At 73.7% G+C, this 26,815-nt stretch carries 21 protein-coding genes and 1 riboswitch; of the genes, 10 read left to right on the forward strand and 11 right to left on the reverse strand.

Going from position 1 to position 26,815, the window contains the following annotated elements:
• Positions 1–38: 38 nt before the first annotated feature.
• The 5 genes from V6V47_RS02400 to V6V47_RS02420 all read left to right on the forward strand — a co-directional run bounded on the left by V6V47_RS02400 (position 39) and on the right by V6V47_RS02420 (position 4,898).
• Positions 39–2,006, forward strand: a complete 1,968-nt coding sequence (locus V6V47_RS02400; protein WP_334626277.1) for an amino acid transporter — start codon at positions 39–41, stop codon at positions 2,004–2,006.
• 65 nt (positions 2,007–2,071) lie between these two features.
• Positions 2,072–2,183, forward strand: a riboswitch (SAM riboswitch).
• A gap of 32 nt (positions 2,184–2,215) precedes the next feature.
• A complete protein-coding gene (locus V6V47_RS02405) occupies positions 2,216–2,356 on the forward strand; it encodes a hypothetical protein (RefSeq protein ID WP_334626278.1) in 141 nt (46 codons plus the stop codon).
• A 101-nt stretch (positions 2,357–2,457) separates the two neighbouring features.
• On the forward strand, positions 2,458–3,336 hold the full coding sequence (locus tag V6V47_RS02410) for an ABC transporter substrate-binding protein (RefSeq protein WP_334626279.1): 879 nt from the start codon (positions 2,458–2,460) through the stop codon (positions 3,334–3,336).
• Positions 3,337–3,375: 39 nt separating this feature from the next.
• A complete protein-coding gene (locus V6V47_RS02415; RefSeq protein WP_334626280.1) occupies positions 3,376–4,158 on the forward strand; it encodes an amino acid ABC transporter permease in 783 nt (260 codons plus the stop codon).
• On the forward strand, positions 4,155–4,898 hold the full coding sequence (locus tag V6V47_RS02420; protein WP_334626281.1) for an amino acid ABC transporter ATP-binding protein: 744 nt from the start codon (positions 4,155–4,157) through the stop codon (positions 4,896–4,898). Before V6V47_RS02415 ends, V6V47_RS02420 begins: the two co-directional genes overlap by 4 nt.
• 6 nt (positions 4,899–4,904) lie before the next feature.
• Here the strand turns inward: V6V47_RS02420 and V6V47_RS02425 are convergent, their stop codons facing one another.
• From V6V47_RS02425 to V6V47_RS02435, 3 genes are all read right to left on the reverse strand, one after another.
• Positions 4,905–6,206, reverse strand: a complete 1,302-nt coding sequence (locus V6V47_RS02425; protein ID WP_334626282.1) for a hypothetical protein — start codon at positions 6,204–6,206, stop codon at positions 4,905–4,907.
• A 104-nt stretch (positions 6,207–6,310) separates the two neighbouring features.
• Positions 6,311–7,885 carry a Na+/H+ antiporter gene (locus V6V47_RS02430; RefSeq protein ID WP_334626283.1) on the reverse strand — a complete coding sequence of 525 codons (1,575 nt, stop codon included), beginning with the start codon at positions 7,883–7,885 and terminating at the stop codon, positions 6,311–6,313.
• A gap of 124 nt (positions 7,886–8,009) precedes the next feature.
• Positions 8,010–11,303 (reverse strand): BTAD domain-containing putative transcriptional regulator, encoded by a 3,294-nt coding sequence (locus V6V47_RS02435; RefSeq protein WP_334626284.1) that lies wholly within the window; start codon positions 11,301–11,303, stop codon positions 8,010–8,012.
• A gap of 153 nt (positions 11,304–11,456) precedes the next feature.
• Here V6V47_RS02435 and V6V47_RS02440 point away from each other — a divergent pair, with 153 nt between their 5' ends.
• The gene (locus V6V47_RS02440) at positions 11,457–12,335 is read left to right on the forward strand and encodes an alpha/beta fold hydrolase (protein WP_334626285.1); all 879 of its coding nucleotides are present in this window, start codon (positions 11,457–11,459) and stop codon (positions 12,333–12,335) included.
• Positions 12,336–12,349: 14 nt separating this feature from the next.
• Here V6V47_RS02440 and V6V47_RS02445 read toward each other — a convergent pair whose 3' ends face one another.
• The 4 genes from V6V47_RS02445 to V6V47_RS02460 form a co-directional block, all read right to left on the reverse strand.
• Positions 12,350–14,494 (reverse strand): hypothetical protein, encoded by a 2,145-nt coding sequence (locus V6V47_RS02445; RefSeq protein WP_334626286.1) that lies wholly within the window; start codon positions 14,492–14,494, stop codon positions 12,350–12,352.
• Between the two features lie 95 nt (positions 14,495–14,589).
• On the reverse strand, positions 14,590–15,366 hold the full coding sequence (locus tag V6V47_RS02450; protein ID WP_334626287.1) for a TetR/AcrR family transcriptional regulator: 777 nt from the start codon (positions 15,364–15,366) through the stop codon (positions 14,590–14,592).
• Positions 15,367–15,458: 92 nt separating this feature from the next.
• Entirely contained in the window at positions 15,459–17,090 is a 1,632-nt protein-coding gene (locus tag V6V47_RS02455; RefSeq protein ID WP_334626288.1) for an MFS transporter, read from the reverse strand.
• The gene (locus V6V47_RS02460; protein ID WP_334626289.1) at positions 17,087–17,782 is read right to left on the reverse strand and encodes an SDR family NAD(P)-dependent oxidoreductase; all 696 of its coding nucleotides are present in this window, start codon (positions 17,780–17,782) and stop codon (positions 17,087–17,089) included. Before V6V47_RS02460 ends, V6V47_RS02455 begins: the two co-directional genes overlap by 4 nt.
• A 195-nt stretch (positions 17,783–17,977) precedes the next feature.
• Between V6V47_RS02460 and V6V47_RS02465 the strand changes: the two genes are divergently transcribed.
• The 3 genes from V6V47_RS02465 to V6V47_RS02475 are packed head-to-tail and all read left to right on the forward strand — an operon-like array spanning position 17,978 to position 21,040.
• Entirely contained in the window at positions 17,978–19,267 is a 1,290-nt protein-coding gene (locus V6V47_RS02465; protein ID WP_334626290.1) for a sensor histidine kinase, read from the forward strand.
• Complete coding sequence (locus V6V47_RS02470) at positions 19,255–19,923, forward strand: response regulator transcription factor (RefSeq protein ID WP_334626291.1); 669 nt, start codon at positions 19,255–19,257, stop codon at positions 19,921–19,923. The genes V6V47_RS02465 and V6V47_RS02470 overlap by 13 nt, the downstream gene beginning before the upstream one ends.
• A gap of 58 nt (positions 19,924–19,981) precedes the next feature.
• Positions 19,982–21,040: a Gfo/Idh/MocA family oxidoreductase gene (locus V6V47_RS02475; protein WP_334626292.1), complete on the forward strand. Its 1,059-nt coding sequence runs from the start codon at positions 19,982–19,984 to the stop codon at positions 21,038–21,040.
• A 156-nt stretch (positions 21,041–21,196) separates the two neighbouring features.
• Here V6V47_RS02475 and V6V47_RS02480 read toward each other — a convergent pair whose 3' ends face one another.
• The 3 genes from V6V47_RS02480 to V6V47_RS02490 form a co-directional block, all read right to left on the reverse strand.
• Positions 21,197–21,373, reverse strand: coding sequence for a hypothetical protein (locus tag V6V47_RS02480; RefSeq protein WP_334626293.1), 177 nt, complete (start codon positions 21,371–21,373; stop codon positions 21,197–21,199).
• Between the two features lie 208 nt (positions 21,374–21,581).
• Positions 21,582–21,800, reverse strand: a complete 219-nt coding sequence (locus tag V6V47_RS02485) for a hypothetical protein (protein WP_334626294.1) — start codon at positions 21,798–21,800, stop codon at positions 21,582–21,584.
• 159 nt (positions 21,801–21,959) lie between these two features.
• Complete coding sequence (locus V6V47_RS02490; RefSeq protein ID WP_334626295.1) at positions 21,960–23,051, reverse strand: hypothetical protein; 1,092 nt, start codon at positions 23,049–23,051, stop codon at positions 21,960–21,962.
• Between V6V47_RS02490 and V6V47_RS02495 the strand changes: the two genes are divergently transcribed.
• Positions 23,035–24,006: a hypothetical protein gene (locus tag V6V47_RS02495; RefSeq protein WP_334626296.1), complete on the forward strand. Its 972-nt coding sequence runs from the start codon at positions 23,035–23,037 to the stop codon at positions 24,004–24,006. The two genes, V6V47_RS02490 and V6V47_RS02495, sit on opposite strands and share 17 nt — an antisense overlap.
• Positions 24,007–24,074: 68 nt before the next feature.
• Here V6V47_RS02495 and V6V47_RS02500 read toward each other — a convergent pair whose 3' ends face one another.
• Positions 24,075–26,738 (reverse strand): AAA family ATPase, encoded by a 2,664-nt coding sequence (locus tag V6V47_RS02500; RefSeq protein ID WP_334626297.1) that lies wholly within the window; start codon positions 26,736–26,738, stop codon positions 24,075–24,077.
• Positions 26,739–26,815 lie beyond the last annotated feature (77 nt).

Genomic DNA, 26,815 nt, shown 5'->3' on the forward strand with positions numbered 1-26,815 from the left:
CGGGCCAACGGGCGGATACTCGCGGTGACCATGGGCGGATGACGGGGGAAGCGCCGGTGGAGGTCGGGAGGCGCGCCGGCCGGCGGACCAGCCGGTTGCGGAGTTGGCTGCTCGCGGACAACTCGGAGCAGCCGAGGCAGCACGCCCCGGGCGGGCGTCCGCCGGAGCACCGGCATCACCCGTGGTGGAAGGTGATGTGCCTGACCGGCGTCGACTACTTCTCGACGTTGGGCTACCAGCCGGGCATCGCGGCGTTGGCCGCCGGTGCGCTCTCGCCGGTGGCCACCCTCGTGCTCGTGCTGGTGACGCTGCTGGGCGCGCTGCCGGTCTACCGGCGGGTGGCGGTGGAGAGCCCACACGGCGAGGGCTCCATCGCCATGCTGGTACGCCTGCTGACCTACTGGCCGAGCAAGCTCTTCGTGCTGGTCTTGCTCGGCTTCGCGGCCACCGACTTCATCATCACCATCACGCTCTCCTCGGCCGACGCGACCGCGCACCTCGACGAGAACCCGTTCTGGCCCAGCGCGCTCAAGGGCCACGAGGTCCTGCTCACGCTGCTGCTCGTGGCGCTGCTCGGCGCGGTGTTCCTCAAGGGGTTCGGCGAGGCCATCGGGATCGCCGTCGTCCTGGTCGTGCTCTACCTGCTGCTGAACACGGTGGTGATCACCGTCGCTCTGTGGCGGGTGGTGACGCACCCGAGCGCCCTCGAGGACTGGACCACCGCGCTGACCACCGGGCACGGCGACCCGCTGCTGGTGGTCGGGCTCTCCCTGCTGGTCTTCCCCAAGCTGGCGCTCGGCCTGTCCGGCTTCGAGACCGGGGTGGCGGTGATGCCGAGCGTGCGCGGTGACCCGCAGGACTCGGAGGACCGGCCGCTGGGCCGCATCCGGGGCGCCCGCCGGTTGCTCACCACCGCCGCCGTGATCATGAGCGTCTTCCTGATCACCAGCAGTGTGACCACCACCGTGCTGATCCCGCCCGAGGCGTTCGAGTCGGGCGGGCCGGCGAACGGCCGGGCGCTGGCCTACCTGGCGCACGAGTATCTCGGCGGGGTGTTCGGCACGATCTACGACCTGTCGACCATCGGGATCCTCTGGTTCGCGGGGGCTTCCGCGATGGCCGGGCTGCTCAACCTCGTACCCCGCTATCTGCCCCGGTACGGCATGGCGCCGACCTGGGCCCGGGCCGTCCGGCCGCTGGTGCTGGTCTTCACCGCGGTGGCGTTCCTGATCACGGTCGCCTTCTCCGCCGACGTGGACGCGCAGGGCGGCGCGTACGCCACCGGGGTCCTGGTGTTGATCACCTCGGCGGCGACCGCGGTGACCCTCGCGGCGCGGCGGCGGCGTCAGCGGGGCCGCACGCTCGCGTTCGGGACCATCGCGGTGGCCTTCGTCTACACCACGGCGGCGAACGTGGTGGAGCGCCCCGACGGCGTGAAGATCGCCGCCTGCTTCATCGGCGGGATCATCCTGGTGTCGGTGCTGTCCCGGCTGATGCGGGCCTTCGAGCTGCGGGTCACCAATGTCGAGCTGGACCCGGTCGCGACGCGCTTCATCGCCGAGCGGAGCGGGCGTCGGATCCGCCTCATCGCGCACGAGCCGGAGCGCCGTGATCCGACGGAGTACCGCGACAAGCTGGCCGAGACCATGGCCGACAACGACTTCCCCGACGACAGCGACGTCATCTTCGTCGAGGTCACGGTCAGCGACCCGTCCGACTTCGAGACCGAGCTGCTGGTCCGCGGCACCGTGGCGCACGAGCAGTTCCCGGTGCTCAGCCTGGCCAGCTCCTCCGTGCCCAACGCGCTGGCCGCCCTGCTGCTCGAGATCCGCGACCGGACCGGGCGGCGGCCGCACATCTACTTCGAGTGGACCGAGGGCGGGCCGGGGCGCAACGTGGTGCGCTACCTGGCGTTCGGCCAGGGCGAGATCGGCTCGGTCACCCGGGAGATCCTGCGCCGCCAGGAGCCCGACCGGAGCCGCCGGCCACACGTGCACGCCGGCTGACCGCGTCCGTGAGCGTGGTCATATCACTGGACGATTCGCGGACCCCGGCTGCTAGCCTCGCACCAGGTCATGAGTGCCAGCGCGAAGCCCCGGCTCGCTGGCCGGCAACCCTCCTCCGCGGTGGGGTGCCCCGGGTGAAGACCAGGCACCGGCACGACGTCGGTGCAAGCGTGGCCTGGCACCCAGGTCAGCACAGACCCGGGAGACCCATGAGCATCCTCCGTACCGCCCCACCGGCCGACGCCGCGGATTCCCGCGTGGGCTGGCCGTCGCCGGCGCTGACCCGGCGTCGGCACGTGGACATGATGCGGGTGTGCAGCGCCGCCTGTCGCCGCCGCGCCGCGCACTAGCGCACCCCCTTTCCCAGACCCATTCCAGCGGTACGCCCACCGGGCGCACCGTCGGCGGCGCGTGTCCGTGCCCGCCGGGACGCAACCCTTCGGAGACACCCGTGCGATTCCTTCCTGCCCTCACCCGTGCCGCCGCCCTCGGCGCGGCCACGATCCTGGCCACCACCGCGCTCGCCGGCTGCGGCGACGACGCCTCCTCCTCGTCCGACGCCGCCGGCAACCCGTACGGCCTGGCGCAGGCGGGCGTGCTGCGCGCCGGCACGCTGACCGACGCCCCGCCGAACGTGTACCTCAAGGACGGCAAGTTCACCGGTTTCGACAACGACCTGCTGACCGCGGTGGCCGGCAAGCTCGGCCTCAAGGTCGAGTTCGTCGGCACCGACTTCTCCGCGCTGCTCTCCCAGGTCAACAACCACAAGTTCGACGTCGGCAGCTCGTCGATCACCATCACCGAGGCGCGGAAGAAGACCGTCGACTTCGGCAACGGCTACGACTTCGGCTACTTCGGCCTGGACGTGCCGGCCGGCTCGCCGATCACCGGCTTCGACCAGCTCGCCGGCAAGCGGGTCGTGGTGGTGCAGGGCACCGTCCAGGACGACTACGCCACCGGCAACAAGCTCAATCCGGTCCGGGTGCCGGACTACAACGGCGCGATCAACCAGCTCAAGGCGGGCACCGCCGACGCGTGGATCGCTCCGGCGGAGATCGGCGAGAAGTCGGCCACCGACAGCAGCGGCAAGATCACCGTGGCGGCCAAGCAGCTCAGCCCGGCGCCGACCGCGTACGCCGTCGCCAAGGGCAGCGACAAGCTGCGCGAGGCGCTGAACAAGGGCCTCGACGAGGTCATCGCGGACGGCACCTGGAGCCGGTTGCAGGCGCAGTACTACCCGGGCCGCCCCATCCCGGCGGACTTCAAGCCGGGCAGCGGCACGGTGTCGGCCCCGGCCGCCCCGTCGGCGTCCGCGTCGGCCGCCTCCTGATCCGGTGACGAGCGAGCAGGGCGGTAGGAGAGGCGACCGATGGACCCGTTGAGCACCCTGTGGGAGACCTTCTTCGACTGGGACGCGATGCGCGAGGCACTGCCCGAGATGCTGACCGTCGGGTTGCCGAACACGCTGATCCTGGCGGTCTCCGCCGCCCTGCTCGGCTCGGTGCTGGGCCTGCTGCTGGCCGTCGCCGGCATCTCCCGCAGTCGGTGGCTGCGCTGGCCGGCACGGGTCTACACCGATGTGTTCCGGGGGTTGCCGGCCGCGGCGACGATCCTGCTGATCGGCGTCGGGCTCGCGCCCCTGGGCATGCAGGTCTGGGGACCCGACCCCTACCCGCTGGGCATTCTGGCGCTGTCGCTGATCGCGGCGGCGTACATCGGGGAGATCTTCCGCTCCGGCATCCAGTCGGTGGAGGCCGCACAGTTGGAGGGCGCGCGGGCGCTCGGCTTCTCCTGGGCCGAGTCGATGCGGCTGGTGATCATCCCGCAGGGCATCCGGCGGGTGCTGCCGGCCTGGGTCAACCAGCTCATCGCCTTGATCAAGGACTCCAGCCTGGTCTACTTCCTCGGGCTGGTGGCCAGCCAGCGGGAGCTGTTCCGGATCGGGCAGGACTACGCGGCCACCACCGGCAACGAGTCCGCGCTGCTGCTGGCCGGGCTCTGCTATCTGGTGCTGACCGTGCCGCTGACCCACGCGGTCAACTGGATCGACCGGCGACTGCGCCACGGCCGGCCGGTCACCGCGCCGGCCGACGAGGACGAGGACGACACCGTGTCGGCGCGAGTCGACGCGGCGGAAGGAGACCGGCGATGACCAGCGACACGATCACCTCGGTCAGCGTGGACGTCCGCGACGTGCACCTCGCCTTCGGCGCGAACCGGGTGTTGCGCGGCGTCGACCTGGCCGTGCCGCGCGGCGCGACGGCCTGCGTGATCGGGCCGTCCGGGTCGGGCAAGTCCACCCTGCTGCGCACCATCAACCGGCTGATCGAGCCGGACCGTGGCGACGTGCTGCTGGACGGGCGCAGCGTGCTCCGCGACGATCCGGACGCGCTGCGCCAGCGGATCGGCATGGTCTTCCAGCAGTTCAACCTGTTTCCACACATGAGCGTGCTGCGCAACATCACCCTGGCGCTGCGCCGGCTGCGCAAGCTCGGCGAGGACGAGGCGGTGGCCCTCGCCCGGGCCCAGCTGGAGCTGGTGGGGCTCGCCGGCAAGGCCGACTCACGGCCGGCGCAGCTCTCCGGCGGCCAGCAGCAGCGGGTGGCGATCGCCCGGGCGTTGGCGCTACGGCCCGAGGTGATGCTCTTCGACGAGGCCACCTCCGCGCTCGACCCGGAGCTGGTCAAGGGCGTGCTCGGGGTGATGGCCGACCTGTCCGGTGCGGGCATGACCATGGTGGTGGTCACCCATGAGATGGGCTTCGCCCGGCAGGTCGCCGACACCGTCGCCTTCATGGACCGCGGCGTGGTGCTGGAGGCCGGCGCCCCGGAGGCGATCTTCGAACGGGCCGAGCATCCCCGGCTGCGCCGGTTTCTCGCTCAGGTCCTGTAGGAGCGGTCAGCTCGCCTGCGCACGGAGGTGGGCGGCGAAGGCACCCAGGTCGCCGAGCAACTCCAGGATCGCGTTGCGGTACGCGACGGACGCCCAGAGGTGCAGCTCCTCGTCGTCCAGCCCACCGAACGCCAGCGACAGCGCCTTACGGCGACGCCGGTCGAGCACCTTCTGTGGGCGGGCGAGCAGGCCCCCCTCCCGACGCAACGCCTGCAGATAGGCGGCCACCGCGTCCTGGTAGTGCCGACCGGCGACCCGTTCCAGCAGGGTGAACTCGAAGACGTGCAATGCAGCCTCGGACGCCCAGTACGCGCTGTCGCGCTGCGGCGCGCCCACGTGGTGCCGGCCCATCGCGTGCCGCGCCTCGTACAGCAGCAGCACGCCCCGACCGGTGGTGCTCAACGGACGGCGAGGCGTCGGCAGTCGTAGCGTGCGGACCGGCGCCGCGCTGGTCAGGTCGACCGCGCCGGCGTACGACGGCATCCGCTGCGCACCCGGCTCCGACACCAGGCAGGCCCGCGGCTGGTAGGCCAGTCGGCCACCGGTGGCCAGCGCGTCGACCATCGTCGTGTGCAGCTCGGTCAGCGGCCGGTCGTCCGGAGCCGCATCCGGGGCCACAGTGAGGACGAGACCGTTGGCGTTCGGCACCGGCACGCCCAGCACGCAGGAGTTGCGCAGGAACGCCCAGGTCGCCTCGGCCTCGCGGACGCCGCTCGCCACGGCCTGCGCGTCGGCCCGCCAGTCCCGCGCGATCCGCAGCCGCTGCTGAAGGTCCGCCGTCGCGGCGGCGTCGTGCGGATACATCTCGCGCGCCGCTCGGGGCAGCGCGCCGGGCCGCAGCACCAGCAGGTCACCGCTCGGGGCGGGCACGGCATGTGTCGCGCAGTCGGCGTCGGTGTGCGGCTCACCGGGGACGGCGTGACAGTCGCCGAGCCAGCTCGCCCCGGGCTGGCCCGCCGGCCGGGCGAACGCCAGGTGGGGCAGCCGGCCGGTGCGCAGCACCGTCTCGTACTGCGGTCGGGTGCGCATCGTTCGCAGGACGTCCAGCGGCAGCAGCGGCGCCAGCGCCAACACTCCGGCGAGGATCGCGCAGTGGGGACACGAACGGCCGTCGGATCCCTGCACGCGGTAGCGGCGCAGATGATCGACACCGGGCTGCTCCCACTGGACCCCGATGACGCCGTCGTCCTGTGCCATCAGGTAGAGGAACTCGGTCGCCCCGCGCTCCCGGGTGACCGAGGTCAGCTCGTCGAGGAACTCCCGTTCGGCGACCATCCGCAGGCCCGCCCCCGTCGCACCGGTGGTCATGGGCACCCCCTCGCGGATCGAACGCATCGACCGACGCCGAACCGAAAGTTCACCGTACCCGCCAGCCAGGCGGCAGATTGCCCCGTAGGCGGCCCGGGTGGGCGTCAGTCGCCAGGCCCCCGGCCGAGCAGCCGGATCTCCTCGTTGTCCAGCGCTGCCTGGAGTTCCTGCAGCACGATGTCGTCGATCTCCCGGCTGTCGCGCAACCGGGTGACCTCCCGCCGCTTGTGGGCGAGGACCCCGAGGCGCAGTTGGCGTTCCAGGCGGCGTTCCTCGTGGGTGCGTCCGCCGCCCTCGTTGACGTCGTCCAGGTGCCGTTCGTACTCCTCCTGCAACCGGCGTACGGCATCCTCCCGGGCGCCGACCTCGGCGGCGACCTGGGGCACGGCGGCCAGGCCCGCCTGGGTGGCCCGCCGCCGGGCCTGTCGCACCTCGTCGGCGCGCTCGGGGTCGCCGACCAGCCCCGCCCAGCGCACCAGCAGCGGCAGGGTGGTCCCCTGCACGAGCATGATCAGCACGATCACCAGCGCGGTGACGAAGACGATCAGGTCGCGTTCGGCCACCGGCTGACCGGCGGCCGTCATCGACGGCACCGCCAGTGCGGCGGCGAGCGAGACGGCACCTCGGAAACCGGACCACCCGGCGACGGTGCTGGTCCGCCAGCCGGACGGCCCGCGGTCCTCGTCCATCAGCCGGCGGTGCAGCAACTTCGCCGACTCCGTCACGAGATAGATGAAGATCAGCCGGGTGGTGGCGACGACCACGGTGACCACCGCCACGATGATCAACGCGCGACTCGGTGAGGTGCTGGTGATCCCTCGCACGGCACGGGGAATCTGCGTACCGAGCAGGACGAACAGTCCACCGTTGATCAGGAACGTGGACAGGTTCCAGAACGCGTACGCCAGCACCCGGGACGGGGCGCGGATCACCCGTGGGCCGGCGTACGCCAGCATCAGACCGGAGACCACCACCGCCAGCACACCGCTGGCGTGCACGACCTCGGCGGCCAGGAACGCGCCGAACGGTGTCAGGATGCTCAACGCGCCCTCGCGCAACGGATCGTCGAGGCGCTTGCGGATCAGCACCACGATGGCGCCCACCAGCAGGCCAGCGATCACGCCGCCGGCGGCGGCACCGACGAACTGCTCACCGATGCCGAGCGCGCCCGGCGACGTGCTCCGGGTGAGCAGACCCACGGTCACCGCGAAGAGCACCAGGGCGGTGCCGTCGTTGATCAGGCTCTCGGCGTGCAGAGTGGTCAGGAACTTCCGGGGCAGCCGCTTGGCCAGACCGGTGACCGCTGCGGCGTCGGTCGGCGCGAGGACCGCGCCGAGCACCCAGGCGGCGGCGGGATTCACCCCGAACGCCTGTGCGGTCAACGCCACCGTGACCATGGTGAGCACCACCAACACCACGGCGAGCAGCCCGATGACCGGGAGGTTGGCCCGGATCTCCCGCAAACTGATGGTGAGGCTCTCCCGGTAGAGGATGGCCGGCAGGAAGATCACCAGCACCAGCTCCGGCTCCAGGACCAGATCCGACATCGGCGGCGCCAGCCCGAGCAGCACCCCGAACGCGATGAGCAGGATCGGGGGCGCGACGCTGTACCGGCCGCCGAGCGTGGTGCCGACCAGGACGGTGACGCCCAGCACCACGATCAGGACGAGCAGCTGCACGGCGTACCCCCTCGATCGCGGCCGACGGCGGTCACGCCGGTGGTTCCATCTGACCCCACCCTGCCGGCCGGTTCCCGGGGAACCGGCAAGTCGCCCCCCGGCGGGCGCCACCGCCGCCGAGAGCTCAGGCCGGAGACGCGGCGGCGCCGGCGCGGGTGGTGACCACCCGGGCGGTACGGCGATACCCGGCCGCTTCCTCGTCCCGGCCCAGCGCGGCGGACAGGCCGGCGAGGTGCCCGGCCACCGGGCCGACGGTCAGCACCCCGCTGCCGGCGGCCAGCTCGTTGGCGGCCGGGCGGAGGTCGACGCTGACGCGTTGCATCGTGGTCCGATCGCCCAGGACGAGCGCCGCCCGGCCCGTGAGGCACAGTCTCGCCTCCCGCAGCAGGTCGTGCGGCCCCTCGGGGAGCGACCGCAGGGCCACGGCGGCGGCGTCCCGTCGACCGGCGGCGAGCAGCAACAGCGGCTGGACCCACGGCTGGTGCGGCCCCCAGTCCAGGCCCGCCCAGTCGTCGCCGTCGGGCCCGGGGATCGGTCGGTCGTCGTCGCCGGGGTCTGCCAGGCGCAGACCGAGCAGGGCGAGCGGGAGCAGGCCGCGCGTCAGGCCCGGCATCCCGTCGGCGGGCAGTCGGTCGGCAGCCGCCCGGTACGCGTCGGCCGCGGCGGCCGGCTCGCCGTCCAGCGCCAGACGCAGCGCGGCGTACCACCGGGTGAAGACGCCGACCAGCGGTAGCTCGTACCGCGCCGCGAGGCGCTCGGCGGCACAGGTGTGCGCGTCGGCACCGGCGCGATCGGCCAGCGCGCAGTGCGACTGCACCAGGATGAGGTGGCCCAGCACCTCGAAGGTCACCAGGTGGTGCCGGGCAGCCAGGTCGACGAGTTCGGCCCCGATCCGGGCCCGCTCGTCGGCCAGACCGGCGCGGTAGAAGGCGTGCATGAACTGGGCGTTGAGCGCGAAGGCGAGCAGCCCGGGGTCCGCGGTGGTGCGGGCGATGGCGGCCGCCTCGTCCGCCGCCCGGCGACCACGGTCGGTGGTGGTGCCACGCAGCTCCAGCGCGAGGGTGCTCAGCAGTCGGCTGCGCTGCACCGAGCCGCGCGCGCCGACCGCGGCCAGGGCGCGTTCCGCGGCCTGGACGATCCGCCCGGAGAGCCGGTCGTCGTCGTTGCGGGTCCAGACGGCGGGCACGTCGAAGCCGGCCAGCACCTCCCCGGTCAGCCGAGGGTCGCCGAGGGACTCCGCGTCGTCGATCGCCTCGGCCCGCCGCCGTCGCGCCTCGACCAGCCGGCCCGTCACCGCCAGCGCGCGCCCCAGGCCGAGCACCGCGCTCAACCGCGCACGCCGGTCGGCCCCGCCGGCGCGGTCGTACGCGTCGATCGCCTGCCCCCACAGCCGGGCCGCCTCGTGCGGGTTGCCGGCCCGTTCGGCCAGCTCGGCGGCGGCACGCGCATAGGGTGCGGCGCGACCGGCGGCGGCCGGTCCACCGGCGGCGAGCAGGTGGTGGGCGAGCGCGGCGGGATCGGCGGGCCGCCGCTCCTCCAGGGCCTCGGCCACCGCCAGGTGCCAGGCGGCGCGGCGCGGCGCGGACAGGTCGGCGTAGAGCGTGTCGCGGACCAGGATGTGGGTGAAGCGCAGCTGCCCGGCCGACTCCTGTTCGGTGAGGAAGCCGGCCTGCAACGCGCGGTCCACGGCGTCCAACGCGGTCGTGGGGTCGCCGGCCAGGGTGCCGAGCACTCCCGGGTCGAGGTCCCGGCCGAGGACGGCGGCCTGCCGCAGCACGGTCCGGGTCGGCTCGGGAAGCTGCGCCAGCCGGTGCCGGATGACGTCGCGGACCCCGGGCGGCACCGCCGCCAGCGCCGCCGTGCCCTCGTCCGCGGAGAGCTGCGCGAGCTCCCGAACGAAGAAGGGGTTTCCGCCACTGCGCTGGTGGATCAGCCGCACGGTGTGCGGGTCCTGCTCCGCCCCGGCGACGGCCCGGACCAACTCGCCGGTCGCCTGCGCGGACAGGCCGGTGAGGTACTCCCGGACCGGCTCCAGTCCAGCGGCCCGAGCCAGGGCCGCGGTCAACTCCGGGCTGATCTCGGTGGCCCGGTAGGTGGCGAGGATCAGCACCGGCCCGTTGGCCGGTCGCGGGCCGGTGAGCAGCGCGGTCAACAGGTCCAGGGTGTCCCCGTCGGCGCGGTGCAGGTCGTCCAGGACCAGTAGCACCGGCCCCCGCTCGGCGACGGCGCTGACCAGGGACGCCACCGCGCGGTGGCGGTGGAATCGGGCCACGGCGGGATCGCCGGCACCATCGGTGCCCACGACCGGGTCGGTTGGCTCCGCCAGCGCGTCGGTGATCTGCGTCCACGGCCAGGCGGCCGGTGCGCCCTCGTACTCCGGGCTGCGACCCCACGCCGCCCGCCAGCCCTCGGCGGTGAGCCACCGGGTCAGTGCCTCGGCCAGCGCGGTCTTACCGGCCCCCGGGTCCCCGCTGAGCAGGGCGAGCGCCGGTCGCCCACGTCGGACGACGGCCTCGGCTGCCCGCCGCAGCCGGTCCAGCTCAGCGGCACGGCCGACGAACGGACGCGCCGGCACCGCCACGTCCGTTCGGACGGTCAGCTCCGGAGCGCCCTGGGGCTCGACGGACGGCGTGAGGTGTGCCGCCTGGGCCAGGATGTCGGCTTCCAGCCGCCGCAGCTCAGGCCCCGGGTCCACACCCAGCTCGGTGACCAGCACGTTCCGGGCTCTGCGCAGCGCGGCCAGTGCCTCGCCCTGTCGACCGGAGCGGTACCGGGCGATCGCCAGCAGTCGCCAGGCGTCCTCGCGCAGCGGATGGCTGGCGAGGTGCGCCGGCAGGTCGGCGGCGGCCTCATCCGGCCGGCCCAGCGCCAACAGAGCCTCCGCGCGGCGTTCGACGGCGAGCATCCGCAGCTCGTCCAGTCGGTTGATCTCCGCGACCGCCCAGACCTCCCCGGCGCAGTCGGCGTACGCGGGCCCCCGCCAGAGCCCGAGTGCCGAGTCGAGGTCGACCAGGGCCGGCGCGGGACGTCCCGCCGCGAGCAGGCGTCCCGCCTCGCCGACCGCGGCCTCGAACCGTTCGGCGTCCACCGCTTCCGGCGCGGCCCGCAGCACGTACCCCGGTGCTTCGGTAATCAGGAGCCGGGGCGGCTGCCGGGGCGACCGGTCCGGCTCCAGGGCCCGGCGCAGGTCGGCCACGAAGGTCCGGATCGCGCCCAACGCGCCCTCCGGGGGCGCCTCCCACAGGTCGTCGACGAGCCGGTCCACCGGCACCACCCGGCCTCGGGCGATCAGCAACCGGGCCAGCACCGATCGCTGGCGCGGGCCCTTGAGCGGGACCGGGCCACGGTCGGTCGCGGCGGTCACCGGCCCGAGCACGCCGAAGGTCACCGCCGTGGCTGCCGTCGGCTGCCTGGTCATGGCACCAATCTAGGCGGGCCCGCGGGGACGCCCCGGCTCGTCGGCACTGATCGGACGCTGACCGGCTGCTGATCACCGGCGGGCAGGCTCGATGACGTACGACGGCGACGGGCCACCGCCCCAGCCAAGCCCCGCACACCAGGAAGGTTCTCCGTGGAGCCCAGGATCACCGGATTCGACTACCGGCGCGTCACCGTCGCCGACGGCGTGACGCTCAACGCCGCCGTCGGCGGCTCCGGCCGCCCGATCGTTCTGCTGCACGGCTTTCCGCAGACCCACCTCATGTGGCGGCACGTCGCGGCCGACCTGGCCGCCGACCACACGGTCATCTGCCCCGACCTGCGGGGCTACGGCGACAGCGACAAGCCCGACGACACCGACGGCGACGGGTACGCCAAGCGCACCATGGCCGCCGACATCGTGGCGCTGGCCGGTGCTCTCGGCCACGAACGTTTCGCGTTGGCCGGGCACGACCGGGGCGCCCTGGTCGCGTTCCGCGCCGGCCTCGACCACCCGGCGGCGATCAGCCACCTCGCCCTGCTCGACGTGCTGCCCACCCTCGACATGTGGGACGTGCTGCACGGCACCACCGCCGCCGTCGCGTTCCACCTGTACCTGATGGCACAGCCGCCCGGGCTGCCCGAGGAGCTGATCGGCGCCAGCCCGGACGCCTTCTTCGGCCACTTCCTGGACGTCTGGACCCGCGACGCGGACGCGCTGCCGGCCGAGGTGCGGGCCGCGTACCTGCGTGCTTCCCGGGCCGCGATCACCTCGATCGTCGCCGACTACCGGGCGTCCGCCGGGATCGACGTCACGCACGACAGCGCCGACCGGGCGGCCGGCCGTCAGTTGCGGATGCCGGTGTCCGTGCTGCAGCAGGACTGGGGCTCGGCGCTCGGCTACGACGGAGCCGGGTTGTGGCGGGCCTGGGCACCAGACCTGGCGCACGAGACGGTCACCTGCGGGCACTTCATGGCCGAGGAGGCCCCCGCCGACGTGGTCCGGGCGCTGCGCGCCCTGCTCACCCGGTAGGACGGGCCGACCGCTCAGGCACCACCCTGGTCGCGGAGCCGGCCGGTGAGTTCCCGCACCGCCGCTCGGAACTCCGGGTCGGACTCGGCCGGCTGGTGCCCCCGCAGCGGCGGCGGCCGGCGCGCCCCCGGCGGCGGCAGCACGTCCCGTGGGTCCCGCAGCCGCCGGTCCACTCGGCCGGCCGGGTCGTCCGTCGTCGGGGGCGGGTCGCCGGGCCGGTGGGCGGCGAAGACCCAGCCGCCGACCGGGTCGGTGTCCCGCCACAGGTTGAGCCACCGCCACCCGACCCGCTCCCCCACCTCGCGCAACACGCTGCCGTTGAGGTACGCCGGAAACAGCCGGGCGTACAGGCGGTCCATCGGGCACCCGTAGGTGAGCAGCGCGACCCGCTGCCGCACCTGCGGTGGCAGCCGCAGCACGGCGAGGGCGAGCAGCGCCGAGCCGTGGCTGTGCCCGGCGAGCAACACCCCGGCGTGCCGCTCGGCCAGGTAGGTGATCCGGTCGGCCAGCTCCGGCACGGCACGGTCGGCGTAGCTCGGGGGCGCGAACGGGTGGGCCGCCCGGGGCCAGAACGTGCCCAGGTCCCACAGCACCCCGACGTACCGGCGGAACCACGCCGCCCGGTAGGCGAACAGCCCACCCAACAGCAGGACGAGCACCACGCCGACGACGAGGTAGCTGCCCACCGCGAGGCTGACGGTGACGAACCCGGCCGGCAGCCCGAGAAGACGACGCGCCAACTCCTCCGGCTGACGGCCGGACAGACCCAGCACGCTGGTGGCCAGGCCGACCACCGCCAGCGCCGCGTACGCCACGGCGAGCAGTCCCACCCACTCCGTGAACCGTGCGCGGGCGATCGCCCTCGTCACCCGTCGGAGCTGCCCGGCGGCGGCCGGGGGCGCCGCCGGGAAGTCCCGGGCGGCGATGGCCGCGGCGGCCCGCCAGCGGCGGCGCCGCGTGAGCAGGGTCATCGCGCCGCACAGCAGCACCGCCCCGAGCACGTGGAGAAAGAACGCGAGGATCGCCCAGCGCGGCCCCAGCGGCGGCCCACCGGTGCTGCCGCCGTCGAGCAGGTCCTCGGCCCGGTAGACCAGATCGGCGGAGAGCGCCCCGGCCAGGCCGACCGCGACGGCCGCGATGACCGCCGCGCCCAGGCCGTGCGGCAGCGCGGAGCGCCGGTCTCCCCGACGGTGGTGCCACAGCACCAGCGCGAGCAGGGCGACCAGCAACGCCATCTGGGCGAGGAACGCCGTGGCGGCGATCCGATCGTGCCCGGGCAGCCCGGCCGCCGACGGCCAGCCGCGCCGGTCCAGGGCGACGGTGACGAGGGTGGCCACGGTCAGGCCGTACGCCGCCGCACGGGCGACGCCGGCAGCCCGGCCGGACATCCGCGCGGTCGCGGCCCGGTCCAGCAGCCCGGGAGCGCCGAGCAGGCCGACGCAGACGAGCAGCACCGCCCCGGTGACCGCAAGCAGCACGGTCGTCCAGGCCGTCCGGCCGTCATGGGTACGCGCGGCGAGCAGCACCAGGTCCAGCACCGCGAGCGCGGCGGCGACGTGGATCGCCCGGAGCCGTCCCACCAGAGGCTCGATGGTCCACAGCCGGTTGCCGGACGGACTGCTCCGGCGGGCGCCGAGGAGCACGAGCAACGCCACGGCGGCGAGCGGCAGCAGGGCCAGCGCGGCGAGGCGCTGCCCGACCGTCCGGCCGTCGAGCCCCGCCATCGCGGCGGCCGGGCACCGGGCCGAGCCGAGGCACCGCCAGGCGAACAGGTCGAGCGCGACACCCGTCATCGCCAACACGTACAGCACGGTCAGGTTGAGCGCGAGGAGCCGACACAGCACGGTCACCCCGGGACCGCTGCGCCGACCGACCGGCCGCATCCAGAGCGCCAGGTTGCTGAGCATGAACGGCAGGAGGAAGACCAGCGAGAGCGTCCGGGCCACGGTGCCCGAGGTCAGATCACCCCAGCGGTACGCCTCCAGCGTCACCCCGTCCGGGTCGCGGTCGTCGGGGTGGTCGGGCGCCGTGCGGTGAAAGCCACTGCTGCGGTCGCCGGCGACCTGCTGGACGTACGCCCGGTCGAGCACCCGTTCCGGTCCCGCCCCGGACACGCCGTGCACCCGCAACTCCACGATGTCGGGCCGCCCCTGCCCCATCGCCATCCTTCCCGGCCCCCAGGTGCCCTCGCCGCCCCAGTCGTACCACCCGGAGGGCCGGGCCCGGGCCGGTGTCGGTCAACCGGCGGGGCGGGCTACCCCGGTCGACCGGCGGCTGACCGCTCGGCGATCACGACCGAGATGCCGTCGAGGACACGTTGCAGGCCGAACTCGAAGGCGTACTCCGGCCCGTACGCGGCGCCGTGCTGCTGACCAGCCGCGGTGCCGACCCGGGCGGCGGTCGGGTAGCTGTCGGCCGTCAGGTACGTCTCCAGGAAGGGCGCGTGCGACTGCCACCACTGGCCGTCGGTCATGCCGGTCTCCCGCTCCAGGTCGACCACCTCGGACGCGGCACGCGCGGCACTCTTCACGTGCCCCAGGACGAGGGTGAGCACCGCGTCCATCTCCACGTCGGTGAGCCCGATGTCGGCGACCGCGCTGAGTTCGTGGTCGTACTTACCCAGCAGGTGGGGGCCGAGCACCGGTCGGGTCGTCTCGGCCCGCAGCATCCACGGATGACGCTGGTAGAGGGCGAGATTGTCCCGGGCGATCCGCTCCAGCCGGGCCCGCCAGTCACCGGCGACGGCGGGACGGGGCATCTCGCCGTACGCCGTGTCGATCATGACGTCGACGAGCTCGGCCTTGCCCGGCACGTAGGTGTAGACCGACATGGTGCCGACCCCCAGCGCCTCGCCGACCCGGCGCATGGTCAGCGCGTCGAGGCCCTCGGCGTCGGCCACGGCGATCGCGGCCCGGACGATCCGGTCGACGCTGAGCCCCGGCCCGGCGCTGCGGCTGGTCGGCTCCCGGGTGCGCCAGAGGATGGCCAGGCTGCGGGCCGGGTCCGCGGTCGCCTTGCGCTCACTCGCCATGGTGCGGCCATCCTAACGCCGCCCCGCCGGCCCGCCCGACGGTCAGCCGGCCGCCGTCAGTGGTCCCGCACACCGAGCCGCGACCGGGCTGATCACAGCGATTCGCGGTCGTCGGTCAGCGTCCGGCCGGCGGCCGCCGGCACCAGGTGTCGCACCTCCGGTTCCCCGTCGGCCAGCTCCCGGGCCCGCTCCTCGGCCTTGCGGTCCTCGCCGGTCAACCGGCCGCCGTGCTGGCGCAGGTGTTCGTCCCAGGACGGCACCAGGTACACCTCCACGAACCGGTCGGTGGTCTCGGCGGGCCGGAACAGCCCCCAGCGCATCGCGCCGGTCCGCTGCCGGGCGCCGCGCACCACGTCCATCGCCGACAGGAACCGCTGTGCCCGCTCCGACGCAACGGCGTACTCCACCACGACCAGCACCGGGCCCACCCGGGGATCCGGTTCCTGCGCCAGGTGCAGTTGCGGCCAGTAGGTCACCGGCTCCCGGTTGACCGACCGCAGGTCGGGCAGCGGCCAGATCTGACTGGTCACCGTGCCGATGAGCATCAACGCCGCCGCCACGAGGAAGGCGGCGACCAGTCCGACAAACTCGGCCACCACGCCCCAGAGGAGCGCGCCCGCCGCCTGCCCACCGGCGAAGAACACCTGGTAGACGGCCAACCCCCGGGCCCGGACCCAGCTGGGCAGGAAGAGCTGCATCTCGGCGTTCACGTTGGCCAGGACCGTCACCCAGGCCAACCCGGCGGGCAGCAGGGCGAGCAGCACCAGCGGCACCACCCGTACCGTGCCGACCACGGCCAGCGCGGCCGTGAACAGCACCCCGGCGACCAGCAGGAACTGGTTGGCCGACAGTCGGGTCCGGATGCCGGCCAGCAGCAGGCCACCCGCGATGGCTCCCACTCCGAGGGCGGCCAGCAGCAGGCCGTACCCACCGGAGCTGAGACCGAGCCGCCGGCTGGCCACCAGCGGCAGCAGCGCCCAGATCGAGCTGGCCGGGACCACGAAGACCAGCGCGCGGCGCAACAGCCGGCGTACGGACGGCGAGTGCCGCACATACCGTCCACCGGCGCGCAGCGCGGCGGTGAACCGCTCGGGCACCTCGACCGCGCGGGCGTTACTGGGCCGCCAGCGGACCAGGGCGTACGTGAAGATCAGGAACGCCACGGCGTTGAGCGCGAAGACCGGGGCGACACCGATCCGGGAGATCAGCACGCCGGCGACCGCCGGCCCGACCGCCCTCGCCATGTTCACACTGATCGAGCCCAGCGCGGACGCCGACCGCAGTTGGTCCTGCGGCACCAACTCCGGGATCACCGCCGCCCAGGCCGGCAGGGTGAGTGCCTGCCCGACCCCGAACGCGAAGGTGAGGGTGAGCAGCAGCGCCGGTGGCATCCGGTTGGTGAGGGTGAGCAGGGCCAGCACCACCGCCACCGCCACCAGGAAGAGCTGCACGGAGATCAGGAGGTGTCGGCGGTCGAAGCTGTCGGCCAGCACGCCGGCGGGCAGCGCCAGCAGCAACACCGGCAGGAGGCTGGCGGTCTGGACCAGGGCCACCAGGGTGGAGGCGTTGGAGTGGTGGATCAACAGCCACTGTGCGCCGACCGTCTGCATCCAGGTGCCGATGTTGGCGGCGAGCAGGGCCAGCCACAGGTTGCGGTAGACCGCCGTCCGCAACGGCGCCCACGCCGAGGCCGGACGGTCGGCGAGTCCGGCTGCGGCGCTCACCACCGCCCGTCCGCGCGCAGCACGCGCTCGCCGGACACGTAGAGATCGTCGGGCGCGAGCAGCAGCAGCCGGACGACCTCGGTGGCGACCTGCTCGGGCAGGGCGTACACCTCGTCCAGGAACTCGGCGCCGACCCGTTCCTGCAGGCGGGTCGGCATCGGCCCGGGATGCAGCTGCATCACCTTGACCTGGTTGCTGTGCTGGGCCTCGGCCAGCGAATCGACGAGGCTGTTGCCGTAGCTCTTGGTAGCCCGGTACAGCGGGATGCCGGGCCGGGGGGCGGCCAGCGCCAGCGCGCCGATGTACACGACGTTCCCGTAGCCCTGCCGGTGCAGGTGCTCCAGCACCTCCCGCAGCAGGTAGGTGAGGCCCAGTACGTTGATCTCCACGGCCCGCCGGATGTGCTCCACGGGAAGGTCCATCAGGTCCCCGCCGGCCCACATCGACGCGCAGGCGGCCACGCCGTCGATCGTCTCGTACCGGTCCACCACCTCGGCGAACGCGTCTCGGACCTGCTCGTGGGAGGACACGTCGCAGACCGCGCCGGCACATCCCAACTCGTCGGTCGCCGCAGCGACCTCGGCCGGTACGTCGCCGAGCACCACGACCCGGTGCTCGTTGACCAGCAGCCGGGCGACCGCGAGGCCGAGCCCGCTGGTACCGCCGACCACCACGAAGGTTCTGGCACCCATGTCTCTCCTGCCGCCGCCAGCACAGGTCACGCGGGTCGCGTGCCGCCCGGTCCTTCCCGTTTGCGGCCGGGCCACACCCGTCTCGTCGCGACCGCCACGGTCGGTGTCCGGGTGGTGGGGGTAGGGCTGGGCATACCTCGGAAGTGGATCTGTTCGGCTGGGTCGGCCCGGGTGCCGGCGATTAGCGTCTGCGGCATGACCCCGGAACCTCCCCGCCACCTGGCCGAGGCGCTGCGCCGCCCCCGCTGGTTGATCTCCTCCTGGCCCTGGCGCGCGCTGGTCTACCTGCTCAGCACCGTGCCGATCGCCGGCGTACTCAGCGTCGGGCTGCTCGTCGTCGGCGCACCCCTGTTGGCGGCCGTCAACGGCGTGCGGCAGGGCCGACCGCCGGGGATCGCGCTGATGCTGTTCCTGGCCGTCGCCAGCCTCACCCTGCTGGCGCTGGCACCGATCGCGAGCTTCCCGCTGGCCGCCGTCGAGCGGTGGCGGCTCGGCCTCGTGGACGGCCGGGAACTGCCCGCCTCGCCGTGGCCGGGCCTGGCCGCCCGCTACCGCACCGCCGCCGGCTGGCGGGAGGTGGCGTACGCGTTCTGGCTGGGCGGGATCGTGCCGATCGCGTACTGGGTGCTCCTGCTGCTGGTGCTGCTCGACCTCGGGATGGTCACCAGCCCCTGGCTGGCCGGCGACGCCCACCAGCCCGTCGTGATCTGGCGGACGGTGCACACGCCCGGTGAGGCCATCCCGTACGCGATCGCGGGTGTGCTGCTCATCCCGGTGCTCTGCTACGCGGCCGGGCTGCTCGCCGCCGTCCAGGCCGCCGTGGCCCGACGGCTGCTGGCCTGGCCGGTGGACGCGGCGGCGCTGCGCGAGGTCGCCCGGTCCCGGACCCGGCTGGTCGGCGCATACGAGGCCGAACGGCGGCGGATCGAACGCGACGTGCACGACGGCGCACAACCCCGACTGACCAGTCTCACCCTTCAGCTGGGCCTGGCCCGGCTGGACGTGCCCGAGGACTCCCCCGCCGCCCGGCCGCTGGCCGTGGCCCACGACCAGGCGAAGGGGCTGATGGTGATGCTCCGGCAGTTGGTGCACGGCATCCGGCCGCAGAGCCTCACCGACCTGGGCCTGGCCGGCGCGGTCCGGGAGTTGGCCGACGCGGCCACCCTTCCGGTGACCGTACGCGCCGACCTCCACGGCGAGCTGCCGGAGATCGTCGAGACCACGGCCTACTTCGTGGTCTCCGAGGCGCTGGGCAACGTCGCCCGGCACGCCGAGGCTACCCGCGCGGAGGTGCACCTCTCCCGGGCCGGTCAGGATCTCGTCGTCGAGGTCGCCGACGACGGCCGCGGTGGTGCCGACCCGGCCCGGGGCACCGGCCTCACCGGGCTCGCCGACCGGGTTGCCGCCGCCGACGGCCGGCTGCTGCTGGCCAGCCCGCCCGGCGGGCCCACCCTGGTCCGGGTGGAGCTGCCATGCCGTCCGTGACCCGGGTCGTCGTCGCCGAGGACGAGGTGCTGCTGCGCGAGGGCCTGGTGGCGCTGCTGACCCGCTTCGACTTCGCGGTGTGCGCGGCCGTCGGCTCGGCGTCGGAGCTGCTGGAGGCGGCCCGCGTACACCAGCCGGACCTGGTGCTGACCGACATCCGGATGCCGCCCGGCCGGCGGGACGACGGGCTGCGCGCGGCGGTCGAGCTGCGCACCGAGCGGCCGCAGCTCCCGGTCGTGGTGCTCAGCCAGTACGTGCAGACCGGGTACGCGGCGGCGCTGCTGGACAGCGGCGACGGCCAGCGGGTGGGCTACCTGCTCAAGGACCGGGTGGCGGAGGTCACCGAGTTCGTCGACACGCTGCGTCGGGTCACGGCCGGTGGCACCGCCATCGACCCGGACGTGGTCCGGCAGTTGCTGCACCGGCCCCGCGACCCGCTCGCGGCACTCTCCGCCCGGGAACGCGAGGTGCTGGCGCTCCTGGCGGAGGGCCGGTCCAACGCCTCGATCGCCGCGCGCCTGTACGTCACCGAGGCGGCGGTCGGCAAGCACGTCGGCAACATCCTGCTGAAGCTCGACCTACCGCCCAGCGACGACACCAACCGTCGGGTGCTCGCGGTGCTCACCTACCTACGGGCCGATCCCGGCGGGGCGTAGATTCGACCGCCAGGACCGCCGTCACCTGGGCGCGGACCACAACGACGGGAGTTACGGCATGGCGGAGGCACTGCGGGTCGGTCTGCTGGGATACGGGCTGGCCGGTCGGGTGTTCCACGCCCCGCTGATCGCCGCCACACCCGGGCTGCGGCTGGACGCGATCATGACCCGCGATCCGCAGCGGCGCGAGCAGGCCCGGCAGCAGCACCCGGAGGCCCGCCTGGTCGACGACGCCGAGGAGCTGTGGCGTACGCCGGACGCGCTCGACCTGGTCGTCGTGGCCACGCCGAACCGGCAGCACGTGCCGATGGCCCGGGCCGCGATCGCCGCCGGCCTGCCGGTCGTCGTCGACAAGCCGCTCGCCGCGACCACGGCGGAGGGCCGCGCGTTGGTCGAGGAGGCGACCGAGCGGGGAGTGCCGCTGACGGTGTTCCAGAACCGGCGCTGGGACGGCGACTTCCTGACCGTCCGCCGGCTGGTCGACGCGGGCGAGCTGGGCCGGGTGACCCGCTTCGAGTCCCGGTTCGAGCGCTGGCGCCCGGCGATCAAGGCGGGCTGGCGCGAGAGCGACCGTCCCGGCGAGGCGGGCGGCGCCCTCTACGACCTGGGCGCCCACCTCATCGACCAGGCGGTGCAGCTGTTCGGCCCGGTCGACCGGGTGTACGCCGAGGTGGACCGCCGCCGACCGGACGCCCTGGTCGACGACGACGCGTTCGTGGCGTTGACCCACGCCAACGGGGTCCGCTCGCACCTGTGGATGAGCGCGGTGACCGGGCAGCTCGGGCCGCGGCTGCGGGTGCTGGGCGACCGGGCCGCGTACACCAGCTATGGGTTGGACGTGCAGGAGGCGGCACTGCACGACGGTGGCCGGCCGGACCAGGAGGGCTGGGGCGAGGTCCCGCCGGAGCGGTACGGCCAGCTCGGCGTCGACGGTGACCTGCGTCCGGTACGCACGGAAGCCGGCTCGTACCAGAGCTTCTACCAGCAGGTCGAAGCGGCGCTGCGGAACGGCGCACCGATGCCGGTGGACCCGTCGGACTCGGTCGCCACCGTCGAGTTGATCGAGCTGGCGCACCGGTCGGCCGTCGAGGGCACGGTGCTCCCGGTCTCCGCGTGACCCGCAGCGGCCCGCTCGAGCGGGCGCCGGGACCGACCCCGGCACGCGTCCTTTGCTCTGCTTCACCCCACGCAACAGCCGGGACCGTTTTCTGTTGCGTCCGTTGAAGCAGAGCAAAGGGGGCAACACGATGGCGTCGTGTCGCCCGGATCGGTCCTAGCCGGCGTCCTGCCCGGTGCGCGCGTCGTCGGTCAGCGCGTCGTCCGGCACTCGGGCGTCGTCGTCGGTCAGTGCGTCGTCGTCGGACCGGCTGGTGAGCTTGGCGAGCTGGCGCTCGGCCCTCCGCACCTCTTCGTCGATCTTGGGATTGTCCTCGTCGGGACCCTGCGACATGGCCGACCTCCATCGGACGCGAACCTGCCTGCAGCGGGTGTACCCCGCGTAACGCGAGGAACACGGGCAGACGGCTCGGCCTGGATCAGTGTGTCGTCAGTAGTTGATCGGACCCGGTCGCCCTCGGTGGGGAGGCTGAGCGCCGGGCCGGCCGGCGACCGCAACGGGCTGGAGCCCAGGAGCGTTGCCGGCCCGGCCCGGTGCCGGATCAGCGCTTCAGTTCGCGCCAGGAAGGGTGGGTGCCGCGCCAGGCGTCGGCGAGGATGGCCGCCGAGGCCCGGCTGGGGCACTGCTGCACCCGCTCGCGGCCCGACGCGCCACCGATCTGCGCGCGAACCTCCCAACCATCTCCGTCAGTACGGATGTACACGTCCCGACGCCCGCGCGGGGTCGTGTCCCCGTTCCACCAGTGCTCCTCCACCATCATTCGCCGACCGTATAGCAATTCTTCGGCCGGGGGTACGGCGCAGGTGGGCCGGTACTGGGGCGATAGCCGCAATTCAGTCACACTTCGGGCCACCCGGCCGACAGGGAGGAACCGCCGAGGCGATTCCTCCCTGTGCTGAGCGACGGATCAGCCGATGGATCAGATGTTGTTGAACACACCCGCCAGGGCGTTGGCCAACTTGTCCTGCCCCGACGGGCTCGGGTGCGGCGAGCCACCCTCTGCGGTGACCTGGATGTCACCCGGGGTGAACGGCGGCGGGAGCGCCACCCGGACGGCCGGGTCGAACGGCACGCCGAGCTGGATGGCCCAGTTGAGATCACTGATCACGCCCCGTACGGTGCCCACCCAGAGCGGATCGATCAGCGGTTGCAGCATCGACACCGGCTGCGGTGGGATGTACGACAGCAGCGCCTCCGGCAGATGCGTCCTGAGCTGCATCCAGCCGTAGTTGCCGATGTCGATGTTGGCCGGCGTGATGTCGTAGTAGAGCATCCACACCACCTTGTCCGCCCCCGCCGCGAGCAACGAGTTGACGATCGCCGTGGCGTCGGCCGTGACGCCGGCGTACTGGCTCGGGCCGTCGTAGCGTGGCACCCCGACGTTGATGTAGTAGTCCTCGCCGACGGGCAGGTCGAGCCAGAAGTTACAGCCGCCACCATTCGTGATGATGCCGCCCTTGCCGCCCGGGGAAGCCCACTCGAAGCGGAACAGGCCGGTGGGGTTGAGGCTCTCCGCCGCGAACTCGTACGCGCGGCACTTGGCCAGCCGGGTCAACACCGTGGTCCAGTTGGTGTTGTTCACTCCGCCGGTGGTCACGTGGTACGCGTCGTGCTTGTCGCTCTTGGCCTTGGCGATCCGGGCCGTGGCGAGGCCGAGCGGGCTGGCCACCCGGGCCCACGCGTTGCCGCACGCGTCGGGCCCGGCTCGGCCGGAGATGATGTCGCCGGTGCCGTAGCCGGTGCGCGCGTAGTTGTCGTAGTCGACGATGCTGCCGTTCATGTCGAAGTAGCGCCGGGCGTAGCTGTAGACGCCGTTGTTGCCGGGCATGCCCCGGTCGTCGAAGGAGGTGTTCGGGCAGCCGGGGCCCATGAACCCGTAGCCGAACTGGTGGTGCGACGAGCTGACCGAATCACCGGTGACGGTGAGCACCGTATCGTCCTCGACCGTCTGCACCTCGCGGCAGCGGATCCGGTCCTTGTTCGCGTCCACAAGGGTGGCGTTGCCGTTCACCGCCGGGCAGCCGGTCGGCGGCGGGGGTGGCGGCGAGGTCGGCCCCCCAGGCCCATCGGGCGGATCGCCCGGGTCGGTCGGGTCGGTCGGCTCGTCGGAGCCGCTGGGCGACGCCGATGCGCTCTCGGACGGGGACGCGCTGTCCGAGGGCGACGCGCTGCCCGACGGGGACGAACTCTCCGACGGGGACGCGCTGTCCGACGGCGACGCGCTCTCGGACGGGGACGCGCTGTCCGACGGCGACGCGCTGTCGGACGGCGACGCGCTCTCGGACGGGGACGCGCTGTCCGACGGCGACGCGCTCTCCGACGGGGACGCACTGTCCGACGGCGACGCGCTCTCCGACGGGGACGCACTGTCCGACGGCGACGCGCTCTCCGACGGCGATGCGCTGTCCGACGGGGACGCGCTGCCCGAGGGCGACGTGCTGTCCGAGGGGCAGGGCGTACCGGAGGGCGAGGCCGTCGAGGTGGGGGCCGTGCCGGTCGGTTCGGGTGCGGTCTCGGTGGCGACCGGAGCACGCTCGGCGACCGGACGGAACGTGTCCGGCGGCCGGGTCTCGTGCGTGGGTGACGCCGGGGTCGACGCGGACGGCGACGCGCTCGGGTCGGGGCAGTCCTCGGCCGCCTCCGCATTCTGGGTACGGATCTGCGCGAGTCGGGCCTCGACCTCGACCGGGAGCTTCGCGCCCGGTTTGACGCAGGGATCGAGCAGCCAGGTCGTGCCCTCCAACTCCCGCGTGCACGGGGGCGCCTGGTACGACACCGCCTCGGGCTTGGCCGCCGCCGGAGGTGGAGCGTCGTTCGCGGTCGGGGCGATCACGGCGGTCAGCACCGCCACCGCCACCGCCACCCCGGCGGCGAAGAAGGCATTGTGGATATGTGGTGACCTGGTGGGTCGCGGGCCTGGAGGCCCGCTCGGGTCAAGGTGGGTCATGCCGTCCTCCAGGGACTGATGTGCACCGGTAGGTGTTACCGCACGGTAGGCAGGGGTGCGGTAACCCGGTAGATCAGTCGCGCTTACCTAGTGTCGAGGACGGATCGCACCCAGTGACCTGTCCGACGTACCGTCGGGGCCGTCGTGGCCGAGCACAACGGCGAGTTCACGGCGGTTGCGCACGCCCAGCTTGGCGAACACCCGGGCCAGGTTGTTGTTGACCGTGTGGACCGAGAGCCCCAGCCGGTCGGCGATGCTGCGGCTCGGCAGGGTCACGGCGAGCATCGCCACGTCCCGCTCCCGCCGGGTCAGCGACGCCTGTTCGGCGCCGGGAGCGGTCGAGGTGAGCAGCGGCGTACGGGCCGGCGCGCAGGCCCGCGCCAGCGTCGCGGCCCGCTGGGCCACCGCAAGCCGTGGCCGGCCCCGACGGGCGTACGCCTGGGCGGCCGCACCGAGCGCCTCGGCGGCGAGCAGGGTGTGCCCACGGGCGACGAGATCGTCCGCGGCCGTCTCCAGGGTCGGCCCGTCCTCGCGGATCAGCCCACCCGCCGCGGAGGCGAGCGTCGACGCCAGCCCGCCCAACCGGTCGGCGAGGCCCACCAGCCGGTCCCACACCGACTCCGGCGCGCCCAGCCGCGCGCACTCGTAGAGCGCTACCGCCTCGATGGTGGGTTGTTCACTGCCCCGGGCCAGGTCGGCGGCGTGCCGGGCGGTACGAGTCGCCGCGGTGAGGTCGCCCTCGGCCACCTCCACCCAGGCCCGGTTCAGCTCCACCCAGGAGTGGAAGATCCGGTTAGCGGTCCGCTCCCGGGCGTCGGCGGCGGCCAGCCAGCGGCGGGCGCCGGGCAGGTCACCGAGGAGCGCGCGGACGCCGGCCAGCTCGGCCCAGTACGTCCGCACCAGGTGGTACTGGTCGTTCTCCTCGACCAGCGCGATGGCCTCGCGCAGGTCCGCCTCGGCGGCGTCGAGCCGCCCCTGCGCCTTGGCGATGATCCCCCGGAACCCGGCCCACACAGCGACCATCCCCCGCGCGTCGCTGGGCACCGCGGCGCGGTAGCCGTGGTCGGCCAGCTCGGCGGCCCCGGCCAGCTCGCCCGCCGCGTACCGGGCGTAGCAGAGGCCCAGCCCGACCTGGGCCTCGTTCCACGGCATGGGTTCCGGTTCGGCGGCGAGCACCGCCCGACCCCGCTCGGCCAGCTCCTCGGCGAGCCCGAGCCGGCCGAGCATCCCGGCCGCCGAGGCGGCGCCCATGGTCGCCCAGCTCGCCGCGCGGACGCCGGTGTCGGCCCGGGCCAGCACGGCCTGACCGACGTCCAGCGCCGCCTGGCAACGGCCGTCGTAGAACAGCACCCACGACCGGGTGGCCTCGGTCAGGTCGTGGCCCGGCGAGTCGGCCGGCACCACCCGCAGCGTCTCGTGCGCCTCGTCGATCCGGTCGAGGCCCCAGTAGAGCAGCCCGGCACGGGTGATCGCCCAGATCGCCAGGCGCTTACTGCCTGTCGGCGGAGCGGGCGGAAGCATGTCGAACGCCTCCTGGCTGCGGGCCTGGTACTGCAGCACCCGGGCCAGCAGCCATTGCGCCTCCCAGCCCTGTCCGGCGTCGTACGCCGTCCGGGCCAGCCGTTCGGCCAGGTCGATGTCGTACCGGTCGATCGCCTGCCGTGCGGCGGCCAGCGCGATGGCCGGGTGTCGGATGCTGCCCGAGCGCAGCTGCCACACCCCGGCGACCAGCGCGTCGTCCCGGCGGCGCAGTGGCATGCTGGCCAGTACGTCGGCGAGCTGGCCGAACACCGTACGGGACCGGCTGGCCGGCATGCTGGCCCGCAGCGCCTCGCCGTAGAGCGGATGCGCCATCCGCAGCGCGGTCCGGGCACCGGAGCGTTCGGCGACCGCCATGCCGCTGCGCTCGGCGGCCTCGATGGCGGCCGGGTCGGCGACGCGTTCCAGCAGGGTGAGGGAGAGCGGCTCGCCGCAGGCCACCACCTCCAGCACCTGGCGGGCGGCCGGTTCCAGTGCCCGCAGCCGGGCACTGACCAGCTCGGCCAGTCGAGGGCTGCCCGACGCGGTGCCACGCCAGCGCCAGACCCCCCGCGCCTCGCGCAACCCGCCGGTGTCCAGCGCGTCGGCCAGCAGCTCCCGTAGCAGCAGCGGGTTGCCGTCGGCGAGCTGCCGCAGCCGTCGGCGGCTGATCGCGTCGAGCGGCCCCGGCGCGGCCTCGTCCAACAGGTGGTCCACCGCCGTCGCCGGCAGCGGCCGGACCTCCATCCGCCGGCCGGACCCGGTCCACAGTGAGGTGAGGGCGTCGGAGAGCGGTTCACCGGCTCGGACCGTCGCCACCGCCACCGCCAGGCCGTGCACGGCGAGCTGGTGCAGCAGCCCGGCCGAGGGCTCGTCCAGCAGGTGCGCGTCGTCGATACCGATCAGCACGGGTCGGCCGCCGCCGCGCCGGGCGAAGTCACGTTCGACGGTGACGACCAGCCCCACCGGGTCGGCGCGTGGTCGGGTCGGCGCGGGGATCAGGTGCGAGACCGCGCCGAACGGAATCGACCGGGCCGCACCGGTCGCGGAGACCCAGTGGCACTCCACGCCGTCCTCGGCAGCCCGGGTCAGCGCCTCGCGCAGCAGCCGGGTCTTGCCCACCCCGGCGTCACCGACCAGCACCAGCCCGGGCAGGTGCGCCGACACGACGGCCTCGATGGTCTTCAGCTCGTCGTCGCGGCCGACGAGTGTCCATTCGCCACGTCCCGACATGCCGACCCTCACCTCGCCCTCGGGGCAGCCCCACCGTCCACCCTATGGGCTCATCCGGTGCTCCCGCTCGACGAAGG

The sequence above is a fragment of the Micromonospora sp. CPCC 205539 genome (assembly GCF_036906815.1).
Lineage (GTDB): Bacteria > Actinomycetota > Actinomycetes > Mycobacteriales > Micromonosporaceae > Micromonospora.